This window comes from Brevundimonas naejangsanensis (assembly GCF_003627995.1).
In the GTDB taxonomy this organism is placed as follows: domain Bacteria; phylum Pseudomonadota; class Alphaproteobacteria; order Caulobacterales; family Caulobacteraceae; genus Brevundimonas; species Brevundimonas naejangsanensis_B.
Map to the genome: position 1 here is coordinate 2,238,154 of NZ_CP032707.1, position 24,681 is coordinate 2,262,834.

The window sequence follows — 24,681 nt, forward strand, 5'->3', positions numbered from 1 at the left end:
CTGACAGGAGCAAACTGATGCAGACCCTCGCGGAACACATCCTCGCGCACGCCGCGACCTTGCCGGAAGGCCAGCCCCTGGCCGCGAAAGGCCTGCTGCACCTGGGCGAGCGCTCCGCCGTGGATCAAGCGCTGTCACGGCTCGTCAAGCGCGGACGCCTCTTGCGGGCCGGGCGGGGGCTCTATGTTTTGCCGGTCCAGGGCCGCTATGGCGAGCGCCCGCCGACCATCGAAAGCGTTGTCGAGCGCCTCTCGGCCCTGGGCGGCGAGACGGTCGTGCGCAGCGGCGCGGCCGCAGCCAATCAACTGGGCCTCACCACCCAGACGCCTGTTCGCCAGGTCTATCTGACCAGCGGCCGAAGCCGCAGGCTGCAGCTCGGCAAGCAATCGGTTGAACTGCGGCATGCCCCGCCCTGGCAGCTCGTCCTGCCCCACAGCGCTGCCGGCGAGGCGGTCCGCGCCCTGGTGTGGCTTGGCCCGGAGCAGGCGGGAAGCGCCCTCAAGGCGCTTCGCCAGCGCTTGCCCCGGAGCGCGTTCGAGGAACTGGTCGGGGTGGGCGCACGCCTGCCGACCTGGCTCGCCCGCTCGGTGAGCCTGGCGGCGCATGGCTGAAGCCTTTCTCGACCTGGATGACGCCGACCGGCGCGAGGCGCTCCAGGTCGCCGCCGCGGCGACGGGACGGCCTGTTCATCTGCTGGAGAAGGATGTCTGGGTCGTCTGGCTTCTCGACGTCCTGTTCCGTGCGCCCTTTGGGGAACACCTGGTCTTCAAGGGTGGAACGTCCCTCTCGAAGGCTTACGGCCTGATCGACCGCTTCTCCGAAGACCTCGACCTGACGTATGACATCCGCACCCTCGCGCCGGACCTCGCGGATCCGCAGGGCGATGGGCTGCCGGCTGCCTTGGCCGAGGCAAGGCGGTGGAGCCGGATCGTGCGGGAGCGCCTGCCGTCCTGGGTGTCCAGCACTATGTGTCCCTACGTCAAGGCCGCGCTGGCGGGCGAAGGTCTGCAAGCTGATTTGATCGAGGACGGCGACAAGCTGACCGTCGCCTACGGACCTCTGGCCCAGGGAACGGGCTATGCGCCGCCCTCGGTGCTCCTGGAGTTCGGCGCACGCGCAACGGGAGAGCCAGCCGAAACGCGATACGTCATTTGCGACGCCGCAGCGGTCTTGCCCGGCCTTGTCTTCCCGACCGCGCGCCCCCGCGTCATGAAGGCCGAGCGGACCTTCTGGGAAAAGGCCACGGCCGCTCACGTCTACTGCGAACAGGGCCGGATGCGAGGCGAGCGATTTTCCCGCCACTGGTACGATCTCGCGAGGCTGGATGCTGCAGGGGTGGCCGATCTCGCGGCAGCCGACCGGGCGTTGGCGGACGCGGTCGCCCGGCACAAATCCCACTTTTTTCGCGAGAAGGCGAACGGCGCGGCGATCGATTATCATCGCGCGGTCGGCGGCGGCCTGCGGCTCGTGCCGGAAGCGGCCGTCCAGGCCGAGTTGGCGGACGACTACAGGCGCATGCTCGAGGACGGCCTCCTGGAGCGCGATGCACCGACGTTCGAGGAGCTGATGGCGACTTGCGCCGAACTGGGCGAACGGATCAACGCTGCAGCCTAGAAAGGGCGTTGTTCGGATCGGCCGTGCGCCACAGGTCGCGAACGCCGAAGGCGCACGTCCGGCCCCTTGGCCGGCGTGATCGGATGCTTGCGCCGGAAGGCCAGCCAGGCTTCGACCTCCGCCAGATCCCAGACGACGCATCGCGGGGTCAGGAGGAAGCGTTTCGGAAACTCGCCGCGCTGTTCCATTTCCCAGATGGTGCTGTCCGCCAGGGGCACCATCTGAAGCAACTGCGCCTTTCTGATCGACCGCATCAGCGGAGGGTCGGACCGGGTCATCACCTTGCTCCCTTATAACTGCCGGGGAATCGAAGGCGAAGGCCCGCGTCCAGACAAGCCGCCAGCTTGCGACCGCGATCCTGCGGGCGGCGGAGAAGGCGGGCCGGAGTCACCCGGCGGGAGCCCTTTGAACGACGCCGCTGGTCCATGCCATGCCGTGGACCTTGCCCCCGGGATTCCATCTGACGTTACGACCGGCAGTTGTCGAGCGCAGGGTGATGACGCAACGCCTCCTGGCGTCGCTCCCGGCGACGCTGTCATCGACGGGGCGAATGCCAAGAATTGATCCGCCGAAGTACGAGGGCTGCCCCTTGGTCTCGTGGAAGAAAACCTCGCCGTCTTCCAGAGCGCCGATTTCCTCAGGCGCAAGAAGCCAGGCTTCGCTCTCATAGACGCCGGCCTTCGGGTCCAGGCAGCGGATCCCTGCACTTGCCCTGCAGATGAAGTGAATGCTGGAAGACATGCCGTTTGTGACCTTTTTGTCTTTTTCTTCCTGAGGATAACCGCGAGTCGATGGACGACGTCACCCCGCATGCGCTGTAGTGGCTGTCAGGGTCTGCAGGAAACGAAAGGCGACCGAAACTGTCGTAATTTGGCTTTATAGACCGTCGGTATCGATATTTGCTGCACGTTAAAGGTGCGCGGCCTAATCGGGTCGTGTGGCTATGAGGTTGGGGTTGGGTTCTCTGCAGGAAGACTGCGCCGTGACGGCGGGGCGGCCGTGACGGACGTGCTGGAGCGAAAGGCGAGCTTGTCGCCGTTGTTCAGGATGGCTGTCCTGAAGGGCGTCGAGGCGTCGGTGTTGTTGCATATCCGGCGCGGGGCGCCAGTGAACGGCTGCGATGACCGGGGGCGTACGCCCCTCATGCTGGCTGCGGCGGCCGGCCGCCATGAGATCTGCCTGCTCCTTCTTTCCGAGGGAGCCGAGGCGGCCCTTTCGGGTCCTGACGGCAGGACGGCGGCCGACATGGCTGAAGCGGAAGGCCATCTGGCCCTCGCAGCGGCCCTGCGGCCGGCCAGGGAACTGAAGATCGCCCCGGAGGCGGCCGCTCCGGTCAATGAGGAAGCGCCCGGAGAAGAAGAGGATACCGGCGGCTGGCTGGCCGAAGAGGACGTCTCGACGCCTGCTTCCGACCTGTCCCTGACAACGAGGGTGGCTGCCGTCCAGGACCGCATTTCGCGACACCGCGTGGCGCGGACTGAAGACGCCTGGGCTATGGCCGATATCTCCATTCCGCTCGGCAAACGCCCGGGACGCCCGGACGCGGTTCTGCCGCGCGGCGTTGCGGCCCTGTTCACGACGGCCCTGGCGACCGGACGCATCTGCGAAACCTGGCTGGAGCGCATGCTTCCGGGAACCGGCGCCGAGCAGTTGCGCCTTGTCCGCAATGTCCTTGACGCCGCAGGCGTTGAGGTCGAGCCGGCCGGTTTCTGGAACAAGGCCGTGCCGCCGCCTGTACGGAGTGACAGGGCCGGGCCGGACGAGGTCCAGGATGCACTCGATCTTCTGGCGAACCTGATCGAGGACAATGTCGAGCCCTTCGACATCTACAGAACGATGACCGACGGCATCGCGGCCTTCGGTCGCGATGAGGAGGAAAGGCTGTTCCGGACCCTCGGGGACGCCCGCCGGGCCCTGATGCAGGCGCTGAAGGCGGGCCGCGAAGTTCTTCTGGAATGGCTGGAGGCGCAGGAGGCCGGCGAAGGCCGCGCCGATGTCGATGAGGACGTTGACGACGAAGGCGAGGATGATCGGGAAACGACCGGCGCGGCCGACCAGACCGACCTTCGCCGGTTCCTGGATCAGTCCACCATGGAAGGAACCGAGGCTGTCGGTCCTCCCTACGCCGCTCTGGCCCGTCTGCTCGAGAGCGACACCGTCGGAAAGATCAGCGAGACCATCGGTCCCGTGCGCAAGGCTCTATTCCGTTATGGGCAGGCGCGTGATCGGATCGCCGGCGCCAGTCTGAAACTCGTGCCCTGGCAGGCATGGCGCTATCGTCGCCATGGCCTGCCGCTGATGGACCTCGTCCAGGAAGGCAACATCGGTTTGCTGAAGGCGATCGATCGTTTCGATCCGGCGCGAGGCAACCGCTTCTCCACCTATGCCGTCTGGTGGATCCGGCAGGCCATTTCGCGCGCGGCCGCCGACCAGGCGCGGATCATCCGGGTCCCGGTCCATATGGTGGACAACATCCGGCAGATCGAACGCGCCGTGATCGAGATGGAGGCTGACGGCCACCCCGGGGGCGTCACAGCGGAAGATCTGGCGAGAAAGCTGCAGATGCAGCCGGACAAGGTCCGAAGGATCCTGAGGATCAAGTCCGACGCGGCATCCCTGGAGGATTGCCCGGACGCGACCGCGATCGAGGATCCGGACGTGGTTTCGCCGTTCGAGGCGCAGGCCGTCGCCGACCTTCGGAAGACCATGGCCCGGCTTCTGTCCGGCCTCCATCCGCGTGAAGAGCGGGTGCTCAGGATGCGCTTCGGGATCGGGCTGGCTTCCGATCACACACTGGAGGAGGTGGGCCAGAAGTTCGACGTCACCCGTGAGCGCATCCGCCAGATCGAGCTCAAGGCGCTTCGCCGACTTCAACATCCCAACCGCAGCCGCCTGCTCAGGAGCTTCCTTGATGCATGATGCTTTTCGACATGGCCGTCGCTCGCGAAGCGCCCCTCCGCGCGCCAGCGCCATGGTCGAGGCCCTGCGCGGGCTCGGATATTCGCCGGCCACCGCGATCGCGGATATCATCGACAACAGCATCGCCGCCGGCGCCTCGGCGGTGGACCTCGACTTCGTCTGGAGCGGCGAGGACAGCTTCATCACCATCCTGGACAATGGTCGGGGCATGGACGAGCAAGCCCTCGACAGGGCCATGCGGCTGGGCGAGCGCAGCCCGCTCGAGGATCGGAACGCGGAAGACCTCGGACGTTTCGGTCTCGGCCTGAAAACCGCTTCCTTCTCCCAGGCCCGGCGACTCACCGTGGCGTCACGCCAGGAGGGAGGCGAGGTGCTCGCCCTTCACTGGGATCTGGACGTCCTGCGCGACGATCCGGCGGGCGCATGGGCCCTTCTCGAAGGTGCGGCGGAGGGCTCGCAGGAGAGGCTCGCTGCGCTTGAGGCCTTGCCCTCGGGAACCCTGGTGCTTTGGGAACTGATGGATCGCATCGTGCCGTCCGGCGTCCGTGAACAGGACTTCCTCGACCTTATCGACCGGATCGAGCAGCACCTCGCCATGGTCTTCCACCGCTTCATCGAGAAGCGACGCCTGACGATCAGGATCAACGGGAGGGCGATCGCCGCCTGGAATCCCTTCCTCGAGCACCGCTCCGACACCTGGCGCTCGGGGACCGACACCTTCCTCGTCAACGGCAGCCCGGTTAGCGTCGAGGGCTTCGTCCTGCCGCATCGCGACCGGCTGGATGCGAAGACGCGCGACAGCGCCGCCGGTCCGGACGGCTGGACGGCCCAGCAGGGCTTCTACGTCTATCGCAACGAGCGCCTGCTTGTGGCCGGCCACTGGCTGGGCCTCGGCAAGGGCCGCGGCTGGACCAAGGATGAGCCCTTCCGTCTCGCCCGCATCCGTCTGGACCTGCCCAACAGCGCGGACGCGGACTGGAAGATCGATATCCGCAAATCCACCGCCCGCCCTCCGGTTGAGGCGCGGATGCGGCTGTCCGTCTTCGCCGAGGACGTGCGCGACCGGGCCCGCAAGGTGTTCGCCTTCCGCGGCAAGCCCCAGGCGACCGGCGCCCGCAGTCCGGTCGTCCAGGCCTGGCGCGCGGATCGACTGACCGGGGGCGTTCGCTACCGGATCGACGCGGACCACCCGGCAGTCGCCGCCGTGCTTGAACACGCCGGACCGCTCAAGGCCGATATCGAGGCCATGCTGGCGGTCATCGAGGCGACCGTGCCGGTCCAGCAGATCTGGCTGGATACGGCCGAGGCGAAGGACACGCCGAAGGCCGCGCCTGACGGCCCGCCGACCGAGGCCGAGCGCAGGATGCTGGAGACCGTCTTCAGGAACCTCGTCAGCCGCAAGGGCTACAGCATCGAACAGGCGCGCAACAAACTCCGGTCCAGCGAACCCTTTGACGCCTGGCCCGACCTTATCGACACCCTCGTCCCCACACCTTCGGAGTAGACGCCTTGCCCAACGCAAAAGTCGTCAAATTCACCCAGGAACTCCTCCTCGACCAGGAGCCGGGCGCCATCAGCCCGGGGCTGATCAGCGAGAAGATCGATGAGGTGCTCGCTTTCAAACCGGCCTGGCGCGAGGGGCTGGATCGTGACGCCGCGATCACCGAGCTCGTCCGGCGTTTCAGCGTGTGGATCAGCGCGGACACCTCCATCAGCAGCCTGGAGGGCCACAAGGCCTGGCTGGAGGCCGACAGGAAAGGCGACTGGCGCTACTGGCAGCGCTATCGCGAGTTCGTCGAGGGCAAGATGTCGGACGCCGCGGTCGAGGCGCTCGACCGTTCGACCGACAATATCCTCGGCATGCTGGAGGATCCGGAACGGGACGGTCCCTGGGACCGGCGGGGCCTGGTCGTCGGCCATGTCCAGTCCGGCAAGACGGGCAACTATACAGGCCTGATCTGCAAGGCCGCCGACGCTGGTTACAAGATCATCATCGTCCTGGCGGGCCTGCATAACAACCTGCGGGCCCAGACCCAGATGCGTCTCGACGAGGGCTTCCTCGGTTATGAGACGCATCCCATCGCCGAGGACCTGAGGGCGATCGGGGTGGGCCTGATCGACGGCGATCTCGCCATCAGGCCGAACTATGTGACCAACCGGACCGACAAGGGCGACTTCAGCACCGCGCGGGCCAAGACCCTGGGCATCACCCCGGAACAGCGCCCCTGGCTGTTTGTCATCAAGAAGAACAAGACGGTCCTTGAGCGCCTCCTGGGCTGGATCCGGAACCATGTCGCCGACGCCCAGGATACCGAGACGGGGCGCAAGCTGGTGACCAAGCTGCCTCTTCTGCTGATCGACGACGAGGCCGACCACGCCTCGGTCGATACCGGCGAGCAGGTCTATGACGACGACGGCCTGCCGGACGCCGAGCACCAGCCCACGGCGATCAACAGCCTTACGCGCAGGATTCTCAACACCTTCACCCGCTCGGCCTATGTCGGCTACACGGCCACGCCGTTCGCCAACATCTTCATCCATGAGCGCAACGAGACGAAGGAGGAAGGGCCGGATCTCTTCCCCTCGGCCTTCATCGTCAATCTGGGGGCTCCCTCAAGCTATGTCGGGCCGGCCCAAGTGTTCGGCCTCCAGGCGCCGGGGGGCCGGACGCCTGGACTGCCGCTGTTCCGGTCTGTTTCCGATCATGCCTCGGAGGACGGGAAGGCAGGCTGGATGCCCCATACCCACAAGAACGGGCATGTGCCGAAGATCGACCGGGACAGCGGTCTGCCGGAAAGCCTCGAGCAGGCGATCGACGCCTTCCTTTTGGCGTGCGCCGTCCGCCGCCTGAGAGGCCAGGCTGGCGAGCACTCGTCGATGCTGATCCACATCACCCGTTTCACATCGGTCCAGAAGGCCGTCCATCAGCAGGTGGCCGCCCATGTGTCGGCCCTCAACCAGCGTCTGTCCCGCCGCATCGGCCATGAGGAAGCGCTGGCCCGCATGGAGCGTCTCTGGGTTGATGACTTCCTGCCGACCAGCCGGCGGGCAGCCAGGGATTTTCCCGCCCTTGCGGATCATCACGATATGCCGGAATGGGCCGAGGTACTCGAAATCCTGCCCGCCGTGGTCGCCGATACCGACGTGCGCATGATCAACGGCACGGCGAAGGATGCGCTGGACTACGCTGACCACAAGGACAAGGGACTTCAGATCATCGCCGTAGGCGGCGACAAGCTCTCGCGCGGCCTGACCCTGGAGGGGCTGTGCACCAGCTACTTCCTGCGCACCTCCAAGATGTACGACACCCTGATGCAGATGGGCCGCTGGTTCGGCTACCGGCCCGGCTATATCGACCTGTGCCGTCTCTATACGACTGATGAACTGGGCGACTGGTTCGGTCATATCGCAGACGCCGCCGAGGAACTTCGGGACGAGTTCGACCTCATGGTGGCCTCGGGCGGCACGCCCCGTGACTATGGTCTCAAGGTGCAGTCCCATCCCGTGCTCATGGTGACGTCACGGCTCAAGATGCGCTCGGCGCGCAATCTGATGCTGTCGTTCAGCGGCCAGGTGTCGGAAACCGTGTCTCTCTTCACGGACCGGGCAGTGCTCCAGGGCAACCTCGACGCCACGGCCGCTCTGGTTTCCCGCCTCGGCGCAGGCGAGATCGATCCGGTCCGCAAGCGCGGGGACAGCGAGCAAAAGTGGAAGGGCCGGCTCTGGGAAGATGTGCCAGCGAACGAGATCATCGATTTCCTCGGCGCCTACAAGACCCACCCGGAAGCCTACAAGGTCAACAGCGTCCTGCTGGCCGAGTTCATCGCCAAGATGAACGCCGTCTCTGAACTCACGTCCTGGACCGTGGCGGTTATCGGCGGCGGGCAGGGCGAGGATCATGAGCTGACGCCGGGATTCCGGGTGGACATGCTCAAGCGCAAATCGACCGGAAAGGCGGGGCGCTATGCTATCGGTCGTCTGCTCTCCCCGCGCGACGAGACCCTGGACCTCGACGAGGCGGAGTGGAACGCCGCACTCGACCTGACGCGATCCGTCTGGCGCGAGGACCCTGCGCGTCTGAAGGACGGGGAGGAGCCTTCCGATCCGTCCGGCCCCGCCATCCGCCGCATACGTGGGGAAGGAACGCCCGACAGCCCGGGGCATCCCGAGCGCGGACTGCTGCTGATCTATCTGCTGGATCCGAAGGAGGCGGGCGATGGGGTGGCCCGGGATCTGCCGCCCGTCGTGGCGATAGGTCTCAGTTTCCCGTCGACCGAGAAGGGCGAGAAGGTCGAGTACAAGGTGAACAATGTCGCCTGGACGCAGGAGTATGGCGGTGCTGACTGATACCGAGGAACTCGAACTCGCCTGGAACGCCCTGTCCGGTCAGGAACGCGCGGAGGGCTGGGCCACCGTCGCCCTGGGAACGGCGACGGCCCGCTTCCGGGCGGGCATCGTCTATCCCGGCGGAGAGGAGACCCTTCTCATCGGCTTCAACTCGGACGTCGTTCCGAAGAAGGCCGACCTGCCGGAGGGGGCGGGCTTCCGTGTCGAGGTCTCGTCCGAGGCCTTCGCGCCCGCCTTCGGGCGCTGGCTGTGCCTGACCCGGCAGAACGGGGCGGGACGCGACCTCTTCGTCCAGATGGCGGCGGACGTGGTGGCGGCCGTCGCCACGGCGGGCGAACGGTCGGAGACCTCCCTGCTCGGCCTGACCCTGACCCGAATCCGGGCATGGCAGGATTTCATGCGTCGTCCCCGCAGCGGGGTTCTGCCGCCCGAGGAGGAGACCGGGCTGGCGGGAGAACTGACGGTGCTCTGCCGGCTCATCGAGGGCGGCGCCTCGCCCGCCGGCGTCGCCGGGGCATGGAACGGGCCCGCCGGGGGCCTCCAGGACTTTCAGACCGGGACCCTCGGGCTGGAGGTCAAGACGACCCTCTCGGTCACCGGCTTTCCGGCGCGGATCAGTTCGCTCGAGCAGCTCGATGAACTCGCCGGACGGCCCGTGCTGCTGGCGGCGGTGCGGCTGTGCCTGCAGGAAGACGGCCTGACCCTGCCGGGCCTTGTCGAGCGCGCCCGCGGCCTCATGGGGAGCGACAGCCGCGCCCTGGCCATGCTGGAGCGGGCTCTCCTGCTGGCGGGCTATCTTGATGACGTCGCCTCCGAATATGTGAGGCGCTTCCATTGCGTCGAGATCCGCGTCTTCGACGTGGACGAGACCTTCCCGCGCCTCGTGCGCAGCGCTGTGCGGCCCGAGATCCGGGCCGCCGCCTATGACATTGATATTGACCTGGTGACCGCCGCCCCCTTCAGCCTGGGCGACGCCCTGGTCCGTGCCGGAGCTTTCTGAACCCATGACGCTTGAAGAATTTCTCGTCCAGACCCGTTCCGAGGTGGATGCCCTTGTCAGCGACCGGATCGTCGCCGGGGCCTATCTCAGGGGCGAACAGGCCTTCACCGACATCGTCATGCAGCACATGGCCGAGGTCGGGATGACCAATGATCCCCAGGTGCTGCATATCGAGCGCAAGCTGGGCAACGCCAATCTCAAGCTCAACGGCTACGCCGTCTCCGAGGAGGCGGACCGGCTGGACCTGTTCGTGACCCTCTATGAGGGCCATCAGACGGTGGAGCCCGTGGCGGACGCCGAGGTGACAAGGGCGGCCGAACAGTGCCTGAAGTTCCTGAACGGAGCGGCGGGCGGCAAGCTGCTCAAGGCGATCGATCCCGCCGACGAGGCCTATGAGTTCAGCCAGACCGTCAACGACTGCTACGACGGCCTGGACCAGATCTGCGTCTATATCCTGAGCGACCGCCAGGCGAAGACGCGGAACTACAAGCCGCGCGAGGTCGCGGGCAAATCGGTCCGGCTCGAGGTCATGGATATCGAGCGTCTCTTCCGTCACTGGTCGGAGGGCAAGCCGCGCGATGAACTCGTGGTCAATTTCGACGAGGTCTGCGGTTCGCCGCTGCCGTGCGTCTATGTGCCGGGCGAGAACGACGACTATGACTACGCCCTGACCGCCATCCCGGGCGCGGCCCTGCGCCAGTTGTACGAGAAGTTCGGCGCGCGCCTGCTCGAGGCCAATGTCCGCTCCTTCCTCAGCCAGACCGGCAAGGTGAACCAGGGCATCCGCGACACCCTGCGCGACGAGCCCGAGCGCTTCATGGCCTACAACAACGGCATCGTCCTGATCGCCGACGGCGCCGGCCTGTCCCGCACCCCCGACGGGTCCGCCGGTATCTCCTGGCTCAAGGGCATGCAGATCGTGAACGGCGGCCAGACCACGGCCTCGATCTACTTCACCAAGCGCAAGCACCCGGACGTTGATCTCGCGCGGGTGCGCGTTCCGGCCAAGGTCATCGTCCTGCACCAGCACGATCCGGACGCCGAGGAGCGGCTGGTCAGCGACATCTCCCGCTACGCCAACAGCCAGAATGTGGTGAAGATCTCCGACCTGTCGGCCAACAAGCCCTTCCATGTCGAGCTCGAGAAGCTGGCCCTGTCGACCTATTGTCCGGACGGCGTCGGGCGCTGGTTCTACGAACGGGCCGCCGGCAGCTACAATGTGCTGCTGGCCCGCGAGGGCACGACGCCGGCGCGCCTGCGCCAGCTGAAGGAGGCCATCCCGCCGGCCCGCAAGCTGACCAAGACCGACCTGGCCAAATATGTGAACGCCTGGGCCGGCAAGCCCCAGCTGGTGTCGCTCGGCTCCCAGAAGAACTTCCAGCGCTTCATGGCCGAGATGAGCGACGGCGAGGCCGCCCTGCCGGATGTCGCCGCCTACAAGGGCTTCATCGCCCAGGTCATCCTGTTCAAGGCCGTGCAGAAGATCGTCCGCAGCGGCGGCTACCAGTCTTACCAGGCCAATATCACGGCCTATACGGTGGCCTCGGTCGCCCGTCTGGCCGGGCCTGCCTTCTCCCTGGAGGCCGTCTGGCTGAAGCAGGGCCTGTCGCCGCAGCTGTCCGCCTGGATCGCGGAGGTGGCGGCGGACGTCGACCGGATCCTCCGGCAGAGCGCCGGCGCCCGGATGGTCTCCGAGTGGGCCAAGAAGGACGAATGCTGGGAAGCGGTGAAGGCGGGCAGGATCACGCCGCCGCCGTCCGGCGTGCCGGAACTCGTCCGGTGAAGGACTTCGCCAGACGTCGCGGCGCGCTTGCCGCGACCTTCAGCGCGATAGCCTTCAAGCGGCTGACCGCCGTCGAGACCGACGCAGCCCGCTCGAACCAGCACGAGTTCAACGGCGGCCGGGCCCTGATGAGGCTGTTCGGTCCCGAAAGCCCGCAGCGTGTGATCACCGACTTTGTCTGGATGCCGGACGACGGGGAATTCGTCAGGGAGGAGGGGCTGCTCACCTGGTATGACGCCAGGGCTCGTCATCCGACACGCTCGGAGTACCGGCTCTATTACGTCGACAACAAGGTCACGAGCCGGGCGCGCGAGGGCGATCTGCTGGTGATCGCCCGCAAGCCCGACGGCGCCACCCTGATGCTGCTGGCCCCCGGGTCAGGCCTGGCGGCGACCCGCATCGCCTGGATGTTCGGTCTGGAAGCCGAGCCCGGCGCGGCTTTCGCCGCCTTCGGGCTGGACGCCGGCGACCGGTCGAGGATCCGGGAGGCCCTGTCGGGGACCGGGACGCCAGCCGATGAATGGGCAGGGGAGAGTTCGGGCGAGCTGGTCCAGGCCGATCCCTCGATCAGGGCCTCTCTCCTGCAGATGCAGAAGGCGATCGGCGAGGAACGCGAGGCGGTAGCGGACGAGGGCGGCTGGGTTCCCGCGCCTTAGGGACCGGGTCGAGCGCTCCGGGGGCAGTGCGGGAAAGATGTCCCCAGGTCTCTGTCTGCGGATCCTTTCCAGGGGCTGTTCACGGGTTGTTCTCCACGGGCCGATTTGCGACATTCTGTCGGAAATCGACCCAGAGGTGATTCGTGAGCGAGTTTTCGACGCTCCGGCAGCGCGCCGGACTGACCGTGGCCGAGGCGGCCCGTGCGGCCGGCTATGACGAGCGGACCGCCTACCGCTGGGAATCCGGGGAGGTGAAGCCGCGCGAGGCCGTGCTCAGGCTGTTACGCTCGATGCAGGAGCCTGTCGCCCGCCGGGAGCCCGGCGAACCGGCGTTCCGTTTCATCGACCTGTTCGCCGGGATCGGGGGCCTGCGCCGCGGATTCGAGGCCATCGGGGGCAAATGCGTCTTCACCAGCGAGTGGGACAAGTACGCCCAGCTGACCTATCGCGCCAACTTTCCGTATGATGACCATGAGGTAAACGGGGACATCCGCCAGGTCGCCGAGGCCGACATCCCGCAGTTCGACGTCCTTCTGGCCGGCTTCCCCTGCCAGCCCTTCTCCCTTGCGGGCGTGTCCAAGAAGAACTCCCTGAACCGGGCGCATGGTTTCGCGGACGAGACCCAGGGCACCCTCTTCTTCGACGTGGCGCGGATCCTGGCCCATCACCGGCCCGCCGCCTTCCTGCTCGAGAACGTCAAGAACCTGCTGAGCCACGACCGGGGCCGCACCTTCGAGGTGATCAAGGACGTCCTGCAGGAGCAGCTCGGCTATCACATCAGCTACCGCGTGGTGGACGGCAAGCCCTGGACGCCCCAGCACCGGGAGCGAATCTTCATCGTCGGCTTCCGTGATCCGACCGCCTTCTCCATGAACGACATGCCCATCCCCGAGGGCGGGCCGGTCCTGGCCTCCATTCTTCATGGAGCTGCGGAGATCGAGGAGCCGGAGGCGCCGTACAGCGAGGGACCTGAAGGCAAGGCGGCGGCGAAATACACGCTCAGCCAGCACCTGTGGACCTATCTGCAGAACTACGCCGAGAAGCATCGGCAGAAGGGCAACGGCTTCGGTTTCGGCCTGGTCGGCCCCGGGGACACCGCCCGCACCCTGTCGGCGCGCTATCACAAGGACGGCTCGGAAATCCTGATCGACCAGGGCAAGGGCCGCATTCCCCGACGGCTGACGCCGCGGGAATGCGCGCGACTGATGGGCTTCGACCGGCCGGGACAGCCGCCGGTCCGCATTCCGGTCTCGGACACCCAGGCCTATCGCCAGTTCGGCAACGCCGTGGTGGTGCCGGTGGTCGAGGCGATCGCCCGTCACATGGAGCCGCATCTCATGAAGGCCCTGGCGGCGCAGGAGCCCGAGCGCGACGTTGCCTGACGTCGTGGACGCCGCGACGCGCAGCCGGATGATGTCCGGCATTCGCGGCAAGAACACGAAGCCGGAAATGCTCCTCAGGAGGGGCCTGCACGCCCGCGGGCTCCGTTATCGCCTGCATGCGAGGGACCTTCCGGGCAGTCCGGACATGGTCTTCCCGGCAAGAAGGGCCGTCCTGTTCGTCCATGGCTGCTTCTGGCACGGCCATGACTGCCATCTGTTCCGCATGCCGGGCTCCAGGCCGGACTTCTGGCGCACGAAGATCGAACGGAATCGCGAGGTGGACCGGCGGGCCGTCGACGCCCTGCGGGAGGCCGGGTGGCGGGTCGCGGTGGTCTGGGAATGCGCGCTTAAGGGCCGGACGCGCCGGGACCCGGATGCCGTGCTTGACGCCTGCGCCCTGTGGGCGAGAGAGGGCGGGGACTGGCTCGAGATCAGGGGGAGGGATGAATGAGCAGGGGGCTGCTGTCCGACTATTTCACCGGGGTGATGTACAAGCGCCTCGCGGCGGTGGAGGTCGATCGCCTCCGTTCCAACCAGCACGAGTTCAACGGCAATCCGGGCTTCAAACGACTGCTGGGCACGGCGCCGCGACGCGAACTCACCGCCACCTTCCTCTACCTGGACGACGAGCGCCGCGTCTCGGGGCCGGGGCGCCTGACCTGGTATGACGCCCGGGCCGCCCATCCGACGCGGACCGAGCACCATCTCTACTATACGCCCAATGAGGTCGTGCCCCTGGCCAGGGCCGGCGACGGCTTCTTCCTGGCCCTTCGCCCCGACGACGAGGTCCTGGTGATCATCGCGCCGGCGGGCAGTTCGGTGCTCGCCCAGCTGTTCTGGCTGTTCGACATGGACCGGACCGGCGCCCTGGAGCTGGAAACCCGGGACCTGTCGACCTCGCCGGTCGAGGCGGGATTCCTGGCCCGCATGGTGCTCGAGGAGCTCGGGATCGAGGCCGAGGGTCCGGGGGAGGAGCGTTTCGACACCCTGGTCGAACAGTTCGGTCTGGCCTTCCCGTCGACGCGCGTTTTCTCGGAGTTCGCACGCAAGAGCCTGGGGAACCTCGATCCCCGGGACGACCCGGACGCGGTCCTGATGGCCTGGATCGAGCGGGAGGAGCAACTTTTCCGTCGCCTCGAGCGCCGGATCGTTTCGGAGCGGCTTTCCGAAGGCTTCCACGCTGACGGCAAGGTCGACGTGGACGGTTTCCTGGGCTTCTCCCTGGGCGTGCAGAACCGCCGCAAGTCACGCGCGGGTGCGGCCCTGGAGAACCATGTGGAAGTGGTCTTCCAGGCCTTCGGTCTGGACGTCGAGCGGGGGGCGAGGACCGAGAACAACAACCGGCCCGACTTTCTCTTCCCGGGCGCGGCCGCCTACCATGATCCCGCGGTTCCGGCGGAACGCCTGCTGATGCTCGGCTCCAAGACGACCTGCAAGGATCGCTGGCGCCAGGTCCTGTCCGAGGCGGCCCGGATCGAGCACAAGCACCTTTTGACGCTCGAGCCGGGCATTTCGGAGAGCCAGACGACGGAGATGAAGGACAAGCGCCTGCAACTGGTCTTGCCGGCCTCGATCCATGCCAGCTACCGGGCCTCTCAACGACCGGATCTGTCGTCCTTGCGTGATTTCATAGATCTGGCTTCGGAGCGCCAGGGACCGGGAGGCGGGACCCAGCCCCAGGCGTAACGGGATCATGCGGTAGGCAAATCAATGGGGCGCAGGGTCGGCTATCGTCGCCGGGAAAGAGGCCCGGGGTTCTTCCCGGTGCTGGTCGCATTGATCGTGCTGTCGCTGACAGGGGCGGGGGCGGTTGTCTGGCCGCTCTTTCTTGTTCTGGTCGGCGCCGTCGCGCTGACCCTGGCCGTGTTCTTCTTGAAGCTTGTCGCTGAAATGGCGTGCCAGCTGGTGCGGGCCCTGACGTGTTGAACCAGGGCCAGCCAGGAAGGGGGTGGAAATGTCGTTTCGGGTAATAGCCGACAGCGGTGAGCCCATGGACGCCCATCTCGACATCGAGGGTGATGAATTCATCTTCCATAGTCGTGGGGGCGCCAAGGGCCGGGCAAGCGCGCGGAATATTGATTACGGTCCGGCGCTTCGTCTTCTCCTGACCCGGATCCAGGCTGCCGGCGCTCGCGTGGAAGGAGCCTGGCTGGATACCGAGGAGGTCCGCCACCTACCGCTTGAAGCGCGTGTAATTCTTGAGCGGGACGAATTCCAGGCAAGACCTGAAGAGCAGTTTCGGCTGATGTCGGGACGTATGCAGATTTTCCAGAGGCCCCCCGGATCTCGACGAGGGGGAAGTCGCGTCAAGAAAGTCCGCATCCGGGTTGGCCAGAAGGCGAGGGGGGCGGACCTTGAAGGAATTCTCGGGGTGAGGTGGACAGCGGGGCGTGAACAGCGATTGCCCGCTCACGATCTGAACAAGGTTACGGCGACTCATATCCGGAACGCGGTCGAACGTCTGCGGCGCGACCCTGCCTCGGCGCCCGGCTTCGGTCCCGCGAGAGAATATGAAGTCGTCGTTGATGAGGAAACCCGGCTGCCGCCGAAGGCGGTGTTCGGCCTGGCCGCTTCCGACGCGCTCGGGTTCAGCGTCGAGCCGGCCGATTTTTCAGGCGGCGCGGCCAGTATATGTCACAGGCTGCTGGAAGCGGCCGGGTATCCGGTAGTGGCCGCGCGCAAGCCGCGCGTCCCTCTCATGCTGGAGGACGATCTGGCGATTGTCGATGAGGCCTGGGACGGGTGGATTAACGCCCTGACGGGGGAGGCGCGGTCGCTCGGTTCCGGTCTTCTGTGGATGGACGCCCATTCGGTGATATTCTCGCCTCGTCCCTCGGACAAGCGCGCGGACCGCACGGACATACATCTGGGCGGGTTCCGGCATGACCTGAGCGTGACGATCAGTGCGCCGCTCAAGGGCGCGGACGCCAACGGGCTCTCCGCGATCGCCCGGGATGCCTCTGGCAGACGGGTCCTGATCCGGCAGGGCTGGCTGAGAGGCAGACCGGAGGTGCGTGGGGAACAGTTCCGGCGACTGACCGGCCTGACGCCGGTGGAAGTCACCGGCGGAACAGCCCCGACTGTGCGTGAGTGGTACATTGTCGCCGACCTCGACAAGGCGTCGGACGAGATCGCGGCGAGCACCGCCGACTTTGTACTGAGATGCATGGAGGCCCGTGCAGCGGCCAAGGCCGGGTCAGGCGTCCCGGCCCCGTCGTCCCCACCGCTGACAGCGGGAGAGGAGACCGGCGGAACCTTCACCCGCAAGGCTGTCACACAGCCGGAGGCGGAAGTGCACCGGATTCACGGCGAGGTTTGGCTCCGGCTGCAGGATCTCCTCAAGTCTCCTGGACCCCGGCTCTCGAAGTTGCGACATCAGGCCGGTTACGAGGTTGATGGCGTGATCGCGGGGGCCGAAGGCCGCATTCTGCTCGAGATCAAGACAGGCCGATCCGCAGCGGACGTCTACGAAGGCGTCGGCCAGCTGATGCTCTATTCCAGCATGCTCGGTCTGCATGACCACAGGAAGGTGCTTTTGCTGGCGTTCGAACCGAGCGCGACCCTTGTCGAGGCGACCCGGAGTTGCGGCGTGGAGTTGTACAGCTACGCCTGGACGAAAACCGATGATGGGATCGAGGTCGATCTCCCTAACGGGTTTCTGGCGATCTGTGGAAGCGACCGGTAGGGATGCTCCCGTTAGGGCCTTCAGCGACGAGGTGTTCGGCTGGCCGCCTCACGGTCCGGGGCCGGGTCTTGTCGAACCGGACGCGTCTATACCCCAGGTGATTGATCTATCTTGGAAAAGCGTCGGCTCCGGTCGTTTTTGAGGTTGGCGTCGGCTGGGATACCGGCGATAGAGAAATGGCTGGCTCGGGGGGCATGATGAGAGGCGAGGATCGGGCGACACTTCTGCCGGGCATTGTTCCCGACCTGCGTCCGGATCTGCTCCTTCGCGCAGCTGTCCATCGGAGGTCGGATGTTCTGTGCGATGTCAGGCTCCTTGCGAACGCCGCTCTCACGCCGCCTGCGGAACCAGACCTGCTCTGGGCGGGCGGAGGCCTGTGGGGGCCTTTCTGGAAGGGCCATCCCTTCGGCGGTCCGTCGCTGTTCAACCACATTCGCCTGACTGAACCGCAGATCACGCGCGAACTTGCCTCGTGGCTTTCCCGATCACCCGGAAACGGGATTGATCGCTCCGGCTGTTTCCTGATCGCGCTCATGGGGGAGCCAGGCGCCTTCGAGGCTGACTGGAGTGACTTTATCCGGTCCTCCCGCATCACCGTCGAGGCCGAGAAGGACCCGGCATCGATCGGTCGCAAGCGCCCCCGGAAGGAGTCGCGCAGAAACGGCGCCCTCGACCTCTTCTTCACCCTTGCCGGGCCGGACGGCGAACGCCGTCATGTCGTCGTCGAGGCAAAGTGCGACGCCGCCGTGGGCAAGGGGCAGCTGTCGACCTACCGGAACCGGACGCGGCAGTTGCCGGGGACGAGATATGTATTCCTCGCTCCGGCGCGGGCGCCGGAACTGGGGCGCAACAAGGATTGGCGCTTCTGTACCTGGCGGGGCCTTCTCGCGCGCTGGGAAAGCCGCCTGGCGGCGTCCGGCGACGACGACCGGGTTTTCAGCCTCTTCAGATCAGAACTTTTCCGGAGATTTTCATGACCGAACCGAACCTGGCCTGTCCGCCCGGCGTGCGCCTCTACGTCTCCGACATGGCTCATGCCCGTGCGGTGAGGGAGCTCTGGGACACGGAAGCAAGGGTCCCGCGCGATCTGCCGGTCGAGGACTGGCCCGATTATGGACGCGCATGGCTGACGGCCCAGACGGTCAAGGTCGACCTGTTGCTGTTCCTGCATGACCTCTGGATGAAAACCTGGGGCGAGGCGTTCCAAGAGCATCTCCCCGGGCACCGTCTTCTGAGAGAAGGAGAACTCGCAGACAGGGGGGTGGATGACGGCTCTATAGTTGACGCTTTCGCCTGGGTGGTCGGGGGCGACAACCTCACGAATCGGGCCCTTTTTATCACAGTTCTGACGCCGCAGGGCGATGTGATCCAAAGCTCGGTCAATCTGGACGACGCGCATGGCGTCATACTGTGGGCCGGCAGTAAGATGCTGGACTCGGGAACGCCATCTGACGCCTGGACAGCGTCAGAACTGGGAGGTTGGGTGACCGCGCCTCTCGCTGTCATTAAATCCGACGGGGTACGCCTCGACAGGCTGTCCGAGGCTGCATCCGTCCTTGCCTCCCGATTGTCTTCCTAGCTGGCGACCGTCCGGCGCTCCAGCTCCCGTCTCGCGTTCCAGACCGTGTCGGGATCCATGTCACCCTGGCGGGCCATCCACTGGAGATAGTCGGCGGGGGCTTCCCCCCATGCCGAGCCGCGATGCTTGCCGAACGGGATGCGCGCCAGCAGGCGGGGCTCTCGCGTCCACTGGACCAGATCCTCGACGCTGGCCGCCGCGAGCAGGTCGTTCAGGATGTGGGCGGTCACCCAGGCGTCAGGGCCGGCGCGGTGGGGCGGCATGGCCAGGGCGGGGTCAAGCTCATGGCCGCGCCAGTAGCGCAGGACCTGGTTGGAGTGGCGCGGGGCCTCGGGCCAGACCCTGAGCGCGCCCTTGTAGGTGCAGACCCAGGGCAGGCCGCCGGTATGGGCGTCCTTGATGAAGCCGCGTTCGAAGTCGCAGTTGTGGGCCACCAGGACGTCGGGCGCACCGTCACGAACGAAGGCGGCGATCTCGTCCGGCGAGCAGACAGGCTCACGGGCGAGCTTCGCCGGCGTGAGGTGGTGGACGGCGATGATCTCGGGCGGAATGCCGCGTTCGGGCCGGTAAAGCCGGGCCTGCGGCGGGAGCAGGCGCGCCTGCTCGTCCTCAAGAAGAACGTCGACCAGGCCGATCTCGACGATCTCGGCGTCCGGGCCCGCGCCCGTGGTCTCGATATCTATGACGCGAAGCTTCAAGGCGTATCCTTGTCAGGGCCAAGGGCTGGAGCGGGGCGATGCTAGTGCAGGCGACGGTAGCGCCGCCCCTCGGCGCCGCCGCGATCATGGAGCACCGTGACCACATCGCCGGTGTCGTCGGCGCAGATGACCGCGATTCCTGCAAGACGGTCGAGCTGCGAGCCGAGCCGTTGGCGAAGCGCGGCGTCCTTCAGGCGACGTTTGCTGAGGCGCAGCGCCGTGCAACCGCCGCCGACCGGAACATCCATGTCGGCGTGATCGAGGATGGCCTCGATGATGTTGCGGGGCACGCCCCTCTGGTTGGCTCTCGCCTCCGCATGTCCCGTCAGCGTCATCCCGATCATTTCCGGCCTCCCTTGCCAATCCTTATGGTCAGGCTAGGGTCGTAATCCGACAGAAACGGTCGTGAGGCGGGGGCTTTATGCGACATGAGAAGGCCGGGCTCCTGCTGGAGCTGGCGCGGAGCCTCGCGGCCAGCGCCGAGGGGCTGACGCTTGACGAGATGGCGGTGATCGCCGGGACCGGGCGGCGGACGGTCGAGCGGATGCGGGACGCCCTCGAACAGCTCTTCCCCCAGATGGAAATGCTGCCTGAAGGCACGGTGAAGCGCTATCGCATACCCGGCGGCCTCGACGGCTTTTTCCAGGCGCCGACCACGGAAGAACTGGTCGAGCTCGGCCAGGCCGCAGCCGTCCTGCGGGCCGGAGGCTACGTCGCCCGGGCGGAGATCGTCGAGAGCCTCGACCGCAAGGTGCGCTCGGCGCTGAAGGGCCGGGCGCTGCGCCGTCTTTCTCCGGACGTGGAGGCTCTCGCGCGCGCCGAGATGAGCGTGGCCCGCGCCGGGCCGCGGCCGGTGGATGATCCGGCCGTCATGGCGGTCATCCGCGAGGCGGTCATGTCCATGTGCGCCGTTCGCTTCCGCTACCATGGGGGCTCGACGCCGGGGCGGCTGCGAACCATCGCGCCCTGGGGGCTGCTCTACGAGCGGATGAACTATCTGGTGGGGGCTGAAGCCGGAAAGCAGGAGCCGCGCAACTGGCGTCTCGACCGCATCTCGGACATTGAACTGACGGACATGCCGGCCGCTCCGCCGGACGATTTCAGCTTGGCTGACTATGCGGGCAGGTCCTTCGGCGTCTACCAGGATGAGGTGGAGGACGTGGTCCTGCGGGTCCTGCCGCACGGGGCAGAGGACGCCAGGGGCTGGCGCTTCCATGCGGACCAGACCCTGGAAACCCTGCCCGACGGCGCAGTCATCGTGCGGTTCCGTTCAGGGGGCATGCTCGAGCTGGCCTGGCACCTCTTCACCTGGGGCGACCGCATCGAGATCCTGGGGCCCGAACGGCTGAAGGCCACGATGCGCGAGGCGCTCGCCACCGCCATGGCGCGCCACGGTGGAACCCCGACCGTTTCTGTCGGGTAGGGCGCCGATCATGGAGCTCATGATAAAGGTTCTCTCGGCCTCGCGCCTGAATGACTTCCTCGGTTGCCGTCACCGGTCCGCCCTCTGGCTAGCCGGGGTGGAGCCGCCGCCCGAGGACAACCCCTCCCTGGAGCTTGTCCGCGAGAAGGGCTTCGAACACGAGGCCCGGGTCCTGGCGGATCTGGAGGCCCTGCACGGTCCGGCCGTTTCCATTCCGTCCGGCGGGCCGTTCGCGGAGCGTCTCTCCCTGACGGCCGAGGCCATGGCGGCCGGCGCGCCGCTCATCTACCAGGCCGCCTTCGCCAATGATCGCTGGGTCGGCTATCCGGATTTTCTCGTCCGGACCGGCGAGGACGCGGCCGGGCGCTTTGTCTATGAACCCGAGGACGCCAAGCTGGCGCACCGGGCGAAGGCCGAACATCTGATCCAGCTCAACGTCTACGCCCGGCTGATCGAGGAGGCCGGCGGAGGCGCGCCGGCCTCCGGCGCCATCCATGTCGGCGGCGGCGCGGCGCCCGAGCGGTTTGACCTGCGCCGGACGCACCATATCTCGTCTCGCCTTATGCGGGGTTTCGAGGCCTTCGCGGCCATGGATGCGCATGAGACGGCGCCGGTGCGGACCCGCGAATGCGGTCATTGCCCCTTCCTGCCGCGATGCGAGGCGGAGTGGCGGGCGGCGGACAGCCCGGTCTTCGTCGCCGGCATCCGCAACGACCAGGTCGTCAAGCTGGAACGCGCCGGCCTCGGAACCCTCTCGGCCCTGGCGACGGCCGATCCGGCCACGCCGCCGCCGGGCCTGGCCCGCGGCTCATGGGAGCGCCTGGTGCGGCAGGCCCGGCTGCAGAAGACCGGCGCGGAGGGCGGCGAGGGCGTGGTGGAGCTGCTTCCGGTCGAGCCGGGCCGCGGTTTCAGCCTCATGCCACTGCCGGCGGACGGCGACCTCTTCTTCGACATGGAGGGCGACCCCCTCTATCCGGAAGGGCTGGAATATCTGTTCGGCCTCTCGGGGCCCCTCGGACCCGACGGCGAGGACCGCTTCCTGCCGATCTGGGCGCATGACCACGCCGAAGAGAAGATCGCCTTCGAGACCTTCATGCGGCTGCTGGTCGACCATTTTGGACGCTATCCGCAGGCGCGGGTCTATCACTACGCCCCCTATGAGACCGTGGCCCTGAAGCGCCTGGCGATGCGCTACGCCACTATGGAGGCCGAACTCGACCAGATGCTGCGCGACCAGAGGTTCGTGGACCTCTATCGCGTCGTGCGCCAAGGGCTCCAGGCCTCGACCGAAGGCTATTCGCTCAAGGATCTGGAGAAGATCTACTGGGGCGGCCGCGACGGCGAGGTGACCAACGCGGGCGACAGCATCGTCGAATACGAGCGCTGGCGCGAGACGGGCGATCCGGCCATCCTCGACGCCATCTGCCGCTACAATGAGGACGACGTCCGGTCCACCGCCCGCATGCGGGACCGGCTGGAGGAACTCCGTCCTGCCGGAACGCCCTGCGAGGCTTCGGGGCCGGAGGCCTCCACACCCGTCGACGGGGAGCGGGCCGCCGCCCGCGAGGCTTTCGAACAGGAGCGCCGCGACCTGGCGGAGCGTATCCGGGCCTCGGGCGTGGCCGACGAACGGGTGCGCGATCTCCTGGCCGAGCTGCTCTGGTTCCACCAGAGGTCGCAGAAGCCGGCCTGGTGGGCCGTCTTCGAGCGTCAGGACTGGGCGACGGAGGAACTGGTCGAGGACGCCGAGAGCCTCGGCGACCTGACCCTGGTCAGCCAGGTGGCGGACAAGAGGTCATGGGTGGCGACCTATCGTTTTCCGCCCCAGGACACCCGCCTCAAGGTCGGCGGCACGCCGAAGATCGCCGAAAGCCTTGAGAACGCCGGGACCATCGTCGAGCTGGAGCCGGAGAACGGCCACGTCGTGCTCCGCCGGGGCATGCTGAAGGGGGACTTTCCGGACAGTTGCTCGCTCTCGCCGGGCGCGCCCCTCGACCAGGGCAAGCTGGTCTCGGGCGTGATGGGGCTGGTCGAGCGGCTTTGCGCCGATCCCGCGAGCGACCAGGCCATGGTCGACATGCTCATGCGACGGACGCCGCGCCTGGCTGGAAGGCCCGATGGGGCCCCGGTTGTCCAGGAAGGCCAGGATCTGGTGGAGGCGACCGTGGCCGCCGTCCGCGACCTGGAGGACAGCACCCTGCTGATCCAGGGGCCGCCCGGGACCGGCAAGACCTATACCTCGGCGCGGGCCATCGTCGCCCTGCTGCAGGACGGCCGCCGGGTCGGGGTGTCGTCCAACTCCCACAAGGCGATCCACAACATCCTGGCCGCCGTCCAGGCCCATGCCGACGAGATCGGCTTCTCCTTCGACGGCGTGAAGAAGGGCAGCCGGGGCGACGACGAGACGGCGTTTGAATCGCGCTGCATCAGCACGGTCCACAACTCGGACGAGGTGTCGTCCGGCTATCAGCTGGTCGGGGCCACGGCCTGGCATTTTGCGACGGAGGACGACCGGGGCTTCGACGTCCTCTTCGTCGACGAGGCGGGGCAGGTGGCGCTCGGAAACCTCGCCGCCATGTCCGGCTGCGCCCGGAACCTCGTCCTGGTCGGTGACCAGATGCAGCTGCCCCAGCCTGTCCAGGGCGTCCATCCGGGGGAGTCAGGTCTTTCCTGTCTGGATTACGCCCTGCAGGACCATGCGACCACGCCGCCGGACCGGGGCATCCTGCTCGACGTCTCGCGGCGGATGCACCCCGGGGTCTGCGACTTCATTTCCTCGGCCGTCTATGATGGACGGCTGACCGCCCATGCCTCGACCCGCCTGCGGCGCCTCGAGGTTGCGCCCGGCCTTCATCCGGCGATCCGGCCGGCCGGAGTCAGCGTGGTGGAGGTGGATCACCATGGCTGCACCCAGAGCAGCCGGGAAGAGGCCGAAGTCGTGGCGGGCCTCGTGAGCGAGCTGCTGGGTCAGCAGCTGGTCGAGGGAGACGGCGTCCGTCCCATGACGATCAACGACATCGTCGTCGTCAGCCCCTTCAACATGCAGGTCGCGACCCTGAAGCGGGTCCTGCCGCCCGGCGCCCGGGTCGGCACGGTGGACAAGTTCCAGGGGCAGGAGGCGGCGGTGGTCATCGTCTCCATGGCCACCTCCTGCGGCGCGGATGCGCCGCGAGGAACGGAGTTCCTCTTCAACCGCAACCGGCTCAACGTCGCGATCAGCCGGGCGCAATGCCTCGCCATCCTCGTGCGGGGCTCGTGCCTGCTGGAGGTGCCGGGCGCCTCGAGGGAAGACCTGCCCCGGCTGGATCTTCTGGCCCGGCTGGATGCGGCTGCGAGGTCGTGATGATCAACGGGTGTTCAGCGAGTGGTCGCCGGCGTCGCCGGCCCCTCGATCCCCTTTTCCCCCCACGCCGGGCGTGACGGATGGGCTTGGCGGCAGGCTCAGGCTCGACCGGGTTGACGGCCATCTTCCTCGATCCTCCGGAGTATACCGTACTTGTAGGTCAGGACGTGTCCGGCTAAGGTTCAACCATTCGCTGTCGCCTCCGTAGTGGGGCGGACTGGCGAGGAACCTTGACTCTTGTGGTGAGAGTTT

21 protein-coding genes are annotated in these 24,681 nt (G+C 67.0%); 17 read left to right on the top strand and 4 right to left on the bottom strand.

What is annotated here, in order from left to right; translation table 11 throughout:
- Positions 1-17: 17 nt before the first annotated feature.
- Together D8I30_RS10665 and D8I30_RS10670 are read left to right on the top strand one after the other, a co-directional pair.
- On the top strand, positions 18-611 hold the full coding sequence (locus D8I30_RS10665) for a DUF6088 family protein (protein ID WP_121482723.1): 594 nt from the start codon (positions 18-20) through the stop codon (positions 609-611).
- Positions 604-1,614 (top strand): nucleotidyl transferase AbiEii/AbiGii toxin family protein, encoded by a 1,011-nt coding sequence (locus D8I30_RS10670; RefSeq protein WP_121482724.1) that lies wholly within the window; start codon positions 604-606, stop codon positions 1,612-1,614. The genes D8I30_RS10665 and D8I30_RS10670 overlap by 8 nt, the downstream gene beginning before the upstream one ends.
- Here the strand turns inward: D8I30_RS10670 and D8I30_RS10675 are convergent.
- Together D8I30_RS10675 and D8I30_RS10680 are read right to left on the bottom strand one after the other, a co-directional pair.
- Positions 1,611-1,892 carry a helix-turn-helix transcriptional regulator gene (locus D8I30_RS10675; RefSeq protein ID WP_121482725.1) on the bottom strand — a complete coding sequence of 94 codons (282 nt, stop codon included), beginning with the start codon at positions 1,890-1,892 and terminating at the stop codon, positions 1,611-1,613. The genes D8I30_RS10670 and D8I30_RS10675 overlap by 4 nt on opposite strands.
- A gap of 109 nt (positions 1,893-2,001) precedes the next feature.
- Positions 2,002-2,355: a hypothetical protein gene (locus D8I30_RS10680; RefSeq protein WP_121482726.1), complete on the bottom strand. Its 354-nt coding sequence runs from the start codon at positions 2,353-2,355 to the stop codon at positions 2,002-2,004.
- Positions 2,356-2,613: 258 nt separating this feature from the next.
- On the opposite strand from D8I30_RS10680, the gene D8I30_RS10685 reads away from it, so the two are divergent.
- The 13 genes from D8I30_RS10685 (at position 2,614) to D8I30_RS10740 (ending at position 18,965) form a co-directional block, all read left to right on the top strand.
- Positions 2,614-4,533, top strand: a complete 1,920-nt coding sequence (locus tag D8I30_RS10685) for a sigma-70 family RNA polymerase sigma factor (protein ID WP_162938862.1) — start codon at positions 2,614-2,616, stop codon at positions 4,531-4,533.
- Positions 4,534-4,585: 52 nt separating this feature from the next.
- On the top strand, positions 4,586-6,037 hold the full coding sequence (locus D8I30_RS10690; protein WP_121482728.1) for an ATP-binding protein: 1,452 nt from the start codon (positions 4,586-4,588) through the stop codon (positions 6,035-6,037).
- A gap of 5 nt (positions 6,038-6,042) precedes the next feature.
- Positions 6,043-8,880: a Z1 domain-containing protein gene (locus D8I30_RS10695; protein ID WP_121482729.1), complete on the top strand. Its 2,838-nt coding sequence runs from the start codon at positions 6,043-6,045 to the stop codon at positions 8,878-8,880.
- Positions 8,870-9,880 (top strand): PD-(D/E)XK motif protein, encoded by a 1,011-nt coding sequence (locus D8I30_RS10700; RefSeq protein ID WP_162938863.1) that lies wholly within the window; start codon positions 8,870-8,872, stop codon positions 9,878-9,880. Before D8I30_RS10695 ends, D8I30_RS10700 begins: the two co-directional genes overlap by 11 nt.
- A 4-nt stretch (positions 9,881-9,884) precedes the next feature.
- A complete protein-coding gene (locus D8I30_RS10705) occupies positions 9,885-11,663 on the top strand; it encodes an AIPR family protein (RefSeq protein WP_121482730.1) in 1,779 nt (592 codons plus the stop codon).
- On the top strand, positions 11,660-12,319 hold the full coding sequence (locus tag D8I30_RS10710; RefSeq protein WP_162938864.1) for a hypothetical protein: 660 nt from the start codon (positions 11,660-11,662) through the stop codon (positions 12,317-12,319). The genes D8I30_RS10705 and D8I30_RS10710 overlap by 4 nt, the downstream gene beginning before the upstream one ends.
- Before the next feature lie 143 nt (positions 12,320-12,462).
- Positions 12,463-13,701: a DNA (cytosine-5-)-methyltransferase gene (gene dcm / locus D8I30_RS10715; protein WP_121482732.1), complete on the top strand. Its 1,239-nt coding sequence runs from the start codon at positions 12,463-12,465 to the stop codon at positions 13,699-13,701.
- Complete coding sequence (locus tag D8I30_RS10720; protein WP_121482733.1) at positions 13,694-14,152, top strand: very short patch repair endonuclease; 459 nt, start codon at positions 13,694-13,696, stop codon at positions 14,150-14,152. The genes dcm and D8I30_RS10720 overlap by 8 nt, the downstream gene beginning before the upstream one ends.
- A complete protein-coding gene (locus D8I30_RS10725) occupies positions 14,149-15,387 on the top strand; it encodes a type II restriction endonuclease (RefSeq protein WP_121482734.1) in 1,239 nt (412 codons plus the stop codon). Before D8I30_RS10720 ends, D8I30_RS10725 begins: the two co-directional genes overlap by 4 nt.
- 78 nt (positions 15,388-15,465) lie before the next feature.
- Positions 15,466-15,627 carry a hypothetical protein gene (locus D8I30_RS14450; protein WP_162938865.1) on the top strand — a complete coding sequence of 54 codons (162 nt, stop codon included), beginning with the start codon at positions 15,466-15,468 and terminating at the stop codon, positions 15,625-15,627.
- Between the two features lie 64 nt (positions 15,628-15,691).
- A complete protein-coding gene (locus tag D8I30_RS10730; RefSeq protein WP_162938747.1) occupies positions 15,692-17,386 on the top strand; it encodes a hypothetical protein in 1,695 nt (564 codons plus the stop codon).
- Positions 17,387-17,487: 101 nt separating this feature from the next.
- Positions 17,488-18,363 (top strand): PD-(D/E)XK nuclease family protein, encoded by an 876-nt coding sequence (locus D8I30_RS10735; protein WP_162938866.1) that lies wholly within the window; start codon positions 17,488-17,490, stop codon positions 18,361-18,363.
- Positions 18,360-18,965 carry a hypothetical protein gene (locus tag D8I30_RS10740; protein ID WP_121482737.1) on the top strand — a complete coding sequence of 202 codons (606 nt, stop codon included), beginning with the start codon at positions 18,360-18,362 and terminating at the stop codon, positions 18,963-18,965. Before D8I30_RS10735 ends, D8I30_RS10740 begins: the two co-directional genes overlap by 4 nt.
- On the opposite strand, the gene D8I30_RS10745 is transcribed toward D8I30_RS10740, so the two are convergent.
- Positions 18,962-19,663 carry an exonuclease domain-containing protein gene (locus D8I30_RS10745; RefSeq protein ID WP_121482738.1) on the bottom strand — a complete coding sequence of 234 codons (702 nt, stop codon included), beginning with the start codon at positions 19,661-19,663 and terminating at the stop codon, positions 18,962-18,964. The genes D8I30_RS10740 and D8I30_RS10745 overlap by 4 nt on opposite strands.
- A 41-nt stretch (positions 19,664-19,704) precedes the next feature.
- On the bottom strand, positions 19,705-20,007 hold the full coding sequence (locus D8I30_RS10750; protein ID WP_121482739.1) for a hypothetical protein: 303 nt from the start codon (positions 20,005-20,007) through the stop codon (positions 19,705-19,707).
- 77 nt (positions 20,008-20,084) lie between these two features.
- On the opposite strand from D8I30_RS10750, the gene D8I30_RS10755 reads away from it, so the two are divergent.
- Positions 20,085-21,086 (top strand): helix-turn-helix transcriptional regulator, encoded by a 1,002-nt coding sequence (locus D8I30_RS10755; RefSeq protein ID WP_121482740.1) that lies wholly within the window; start codon positions 20,085-20,087, stop codon positions 21,084-21,086.
- Between the two features lie 19 nt (positions 21,087-21,105).
- Complete coding sequence (locus D8I30_RS10760; protein WP_162938867.1) at positions 21,106-24,429, top strand: TM0106 family RecB-like putative nuclease; 3,324 nt, start codon at positions 21,106-21,108, stop codon at positions 24,427-24,429.
- Positions 24,430-24,681 lie beyond the last annotated feature (252 nt).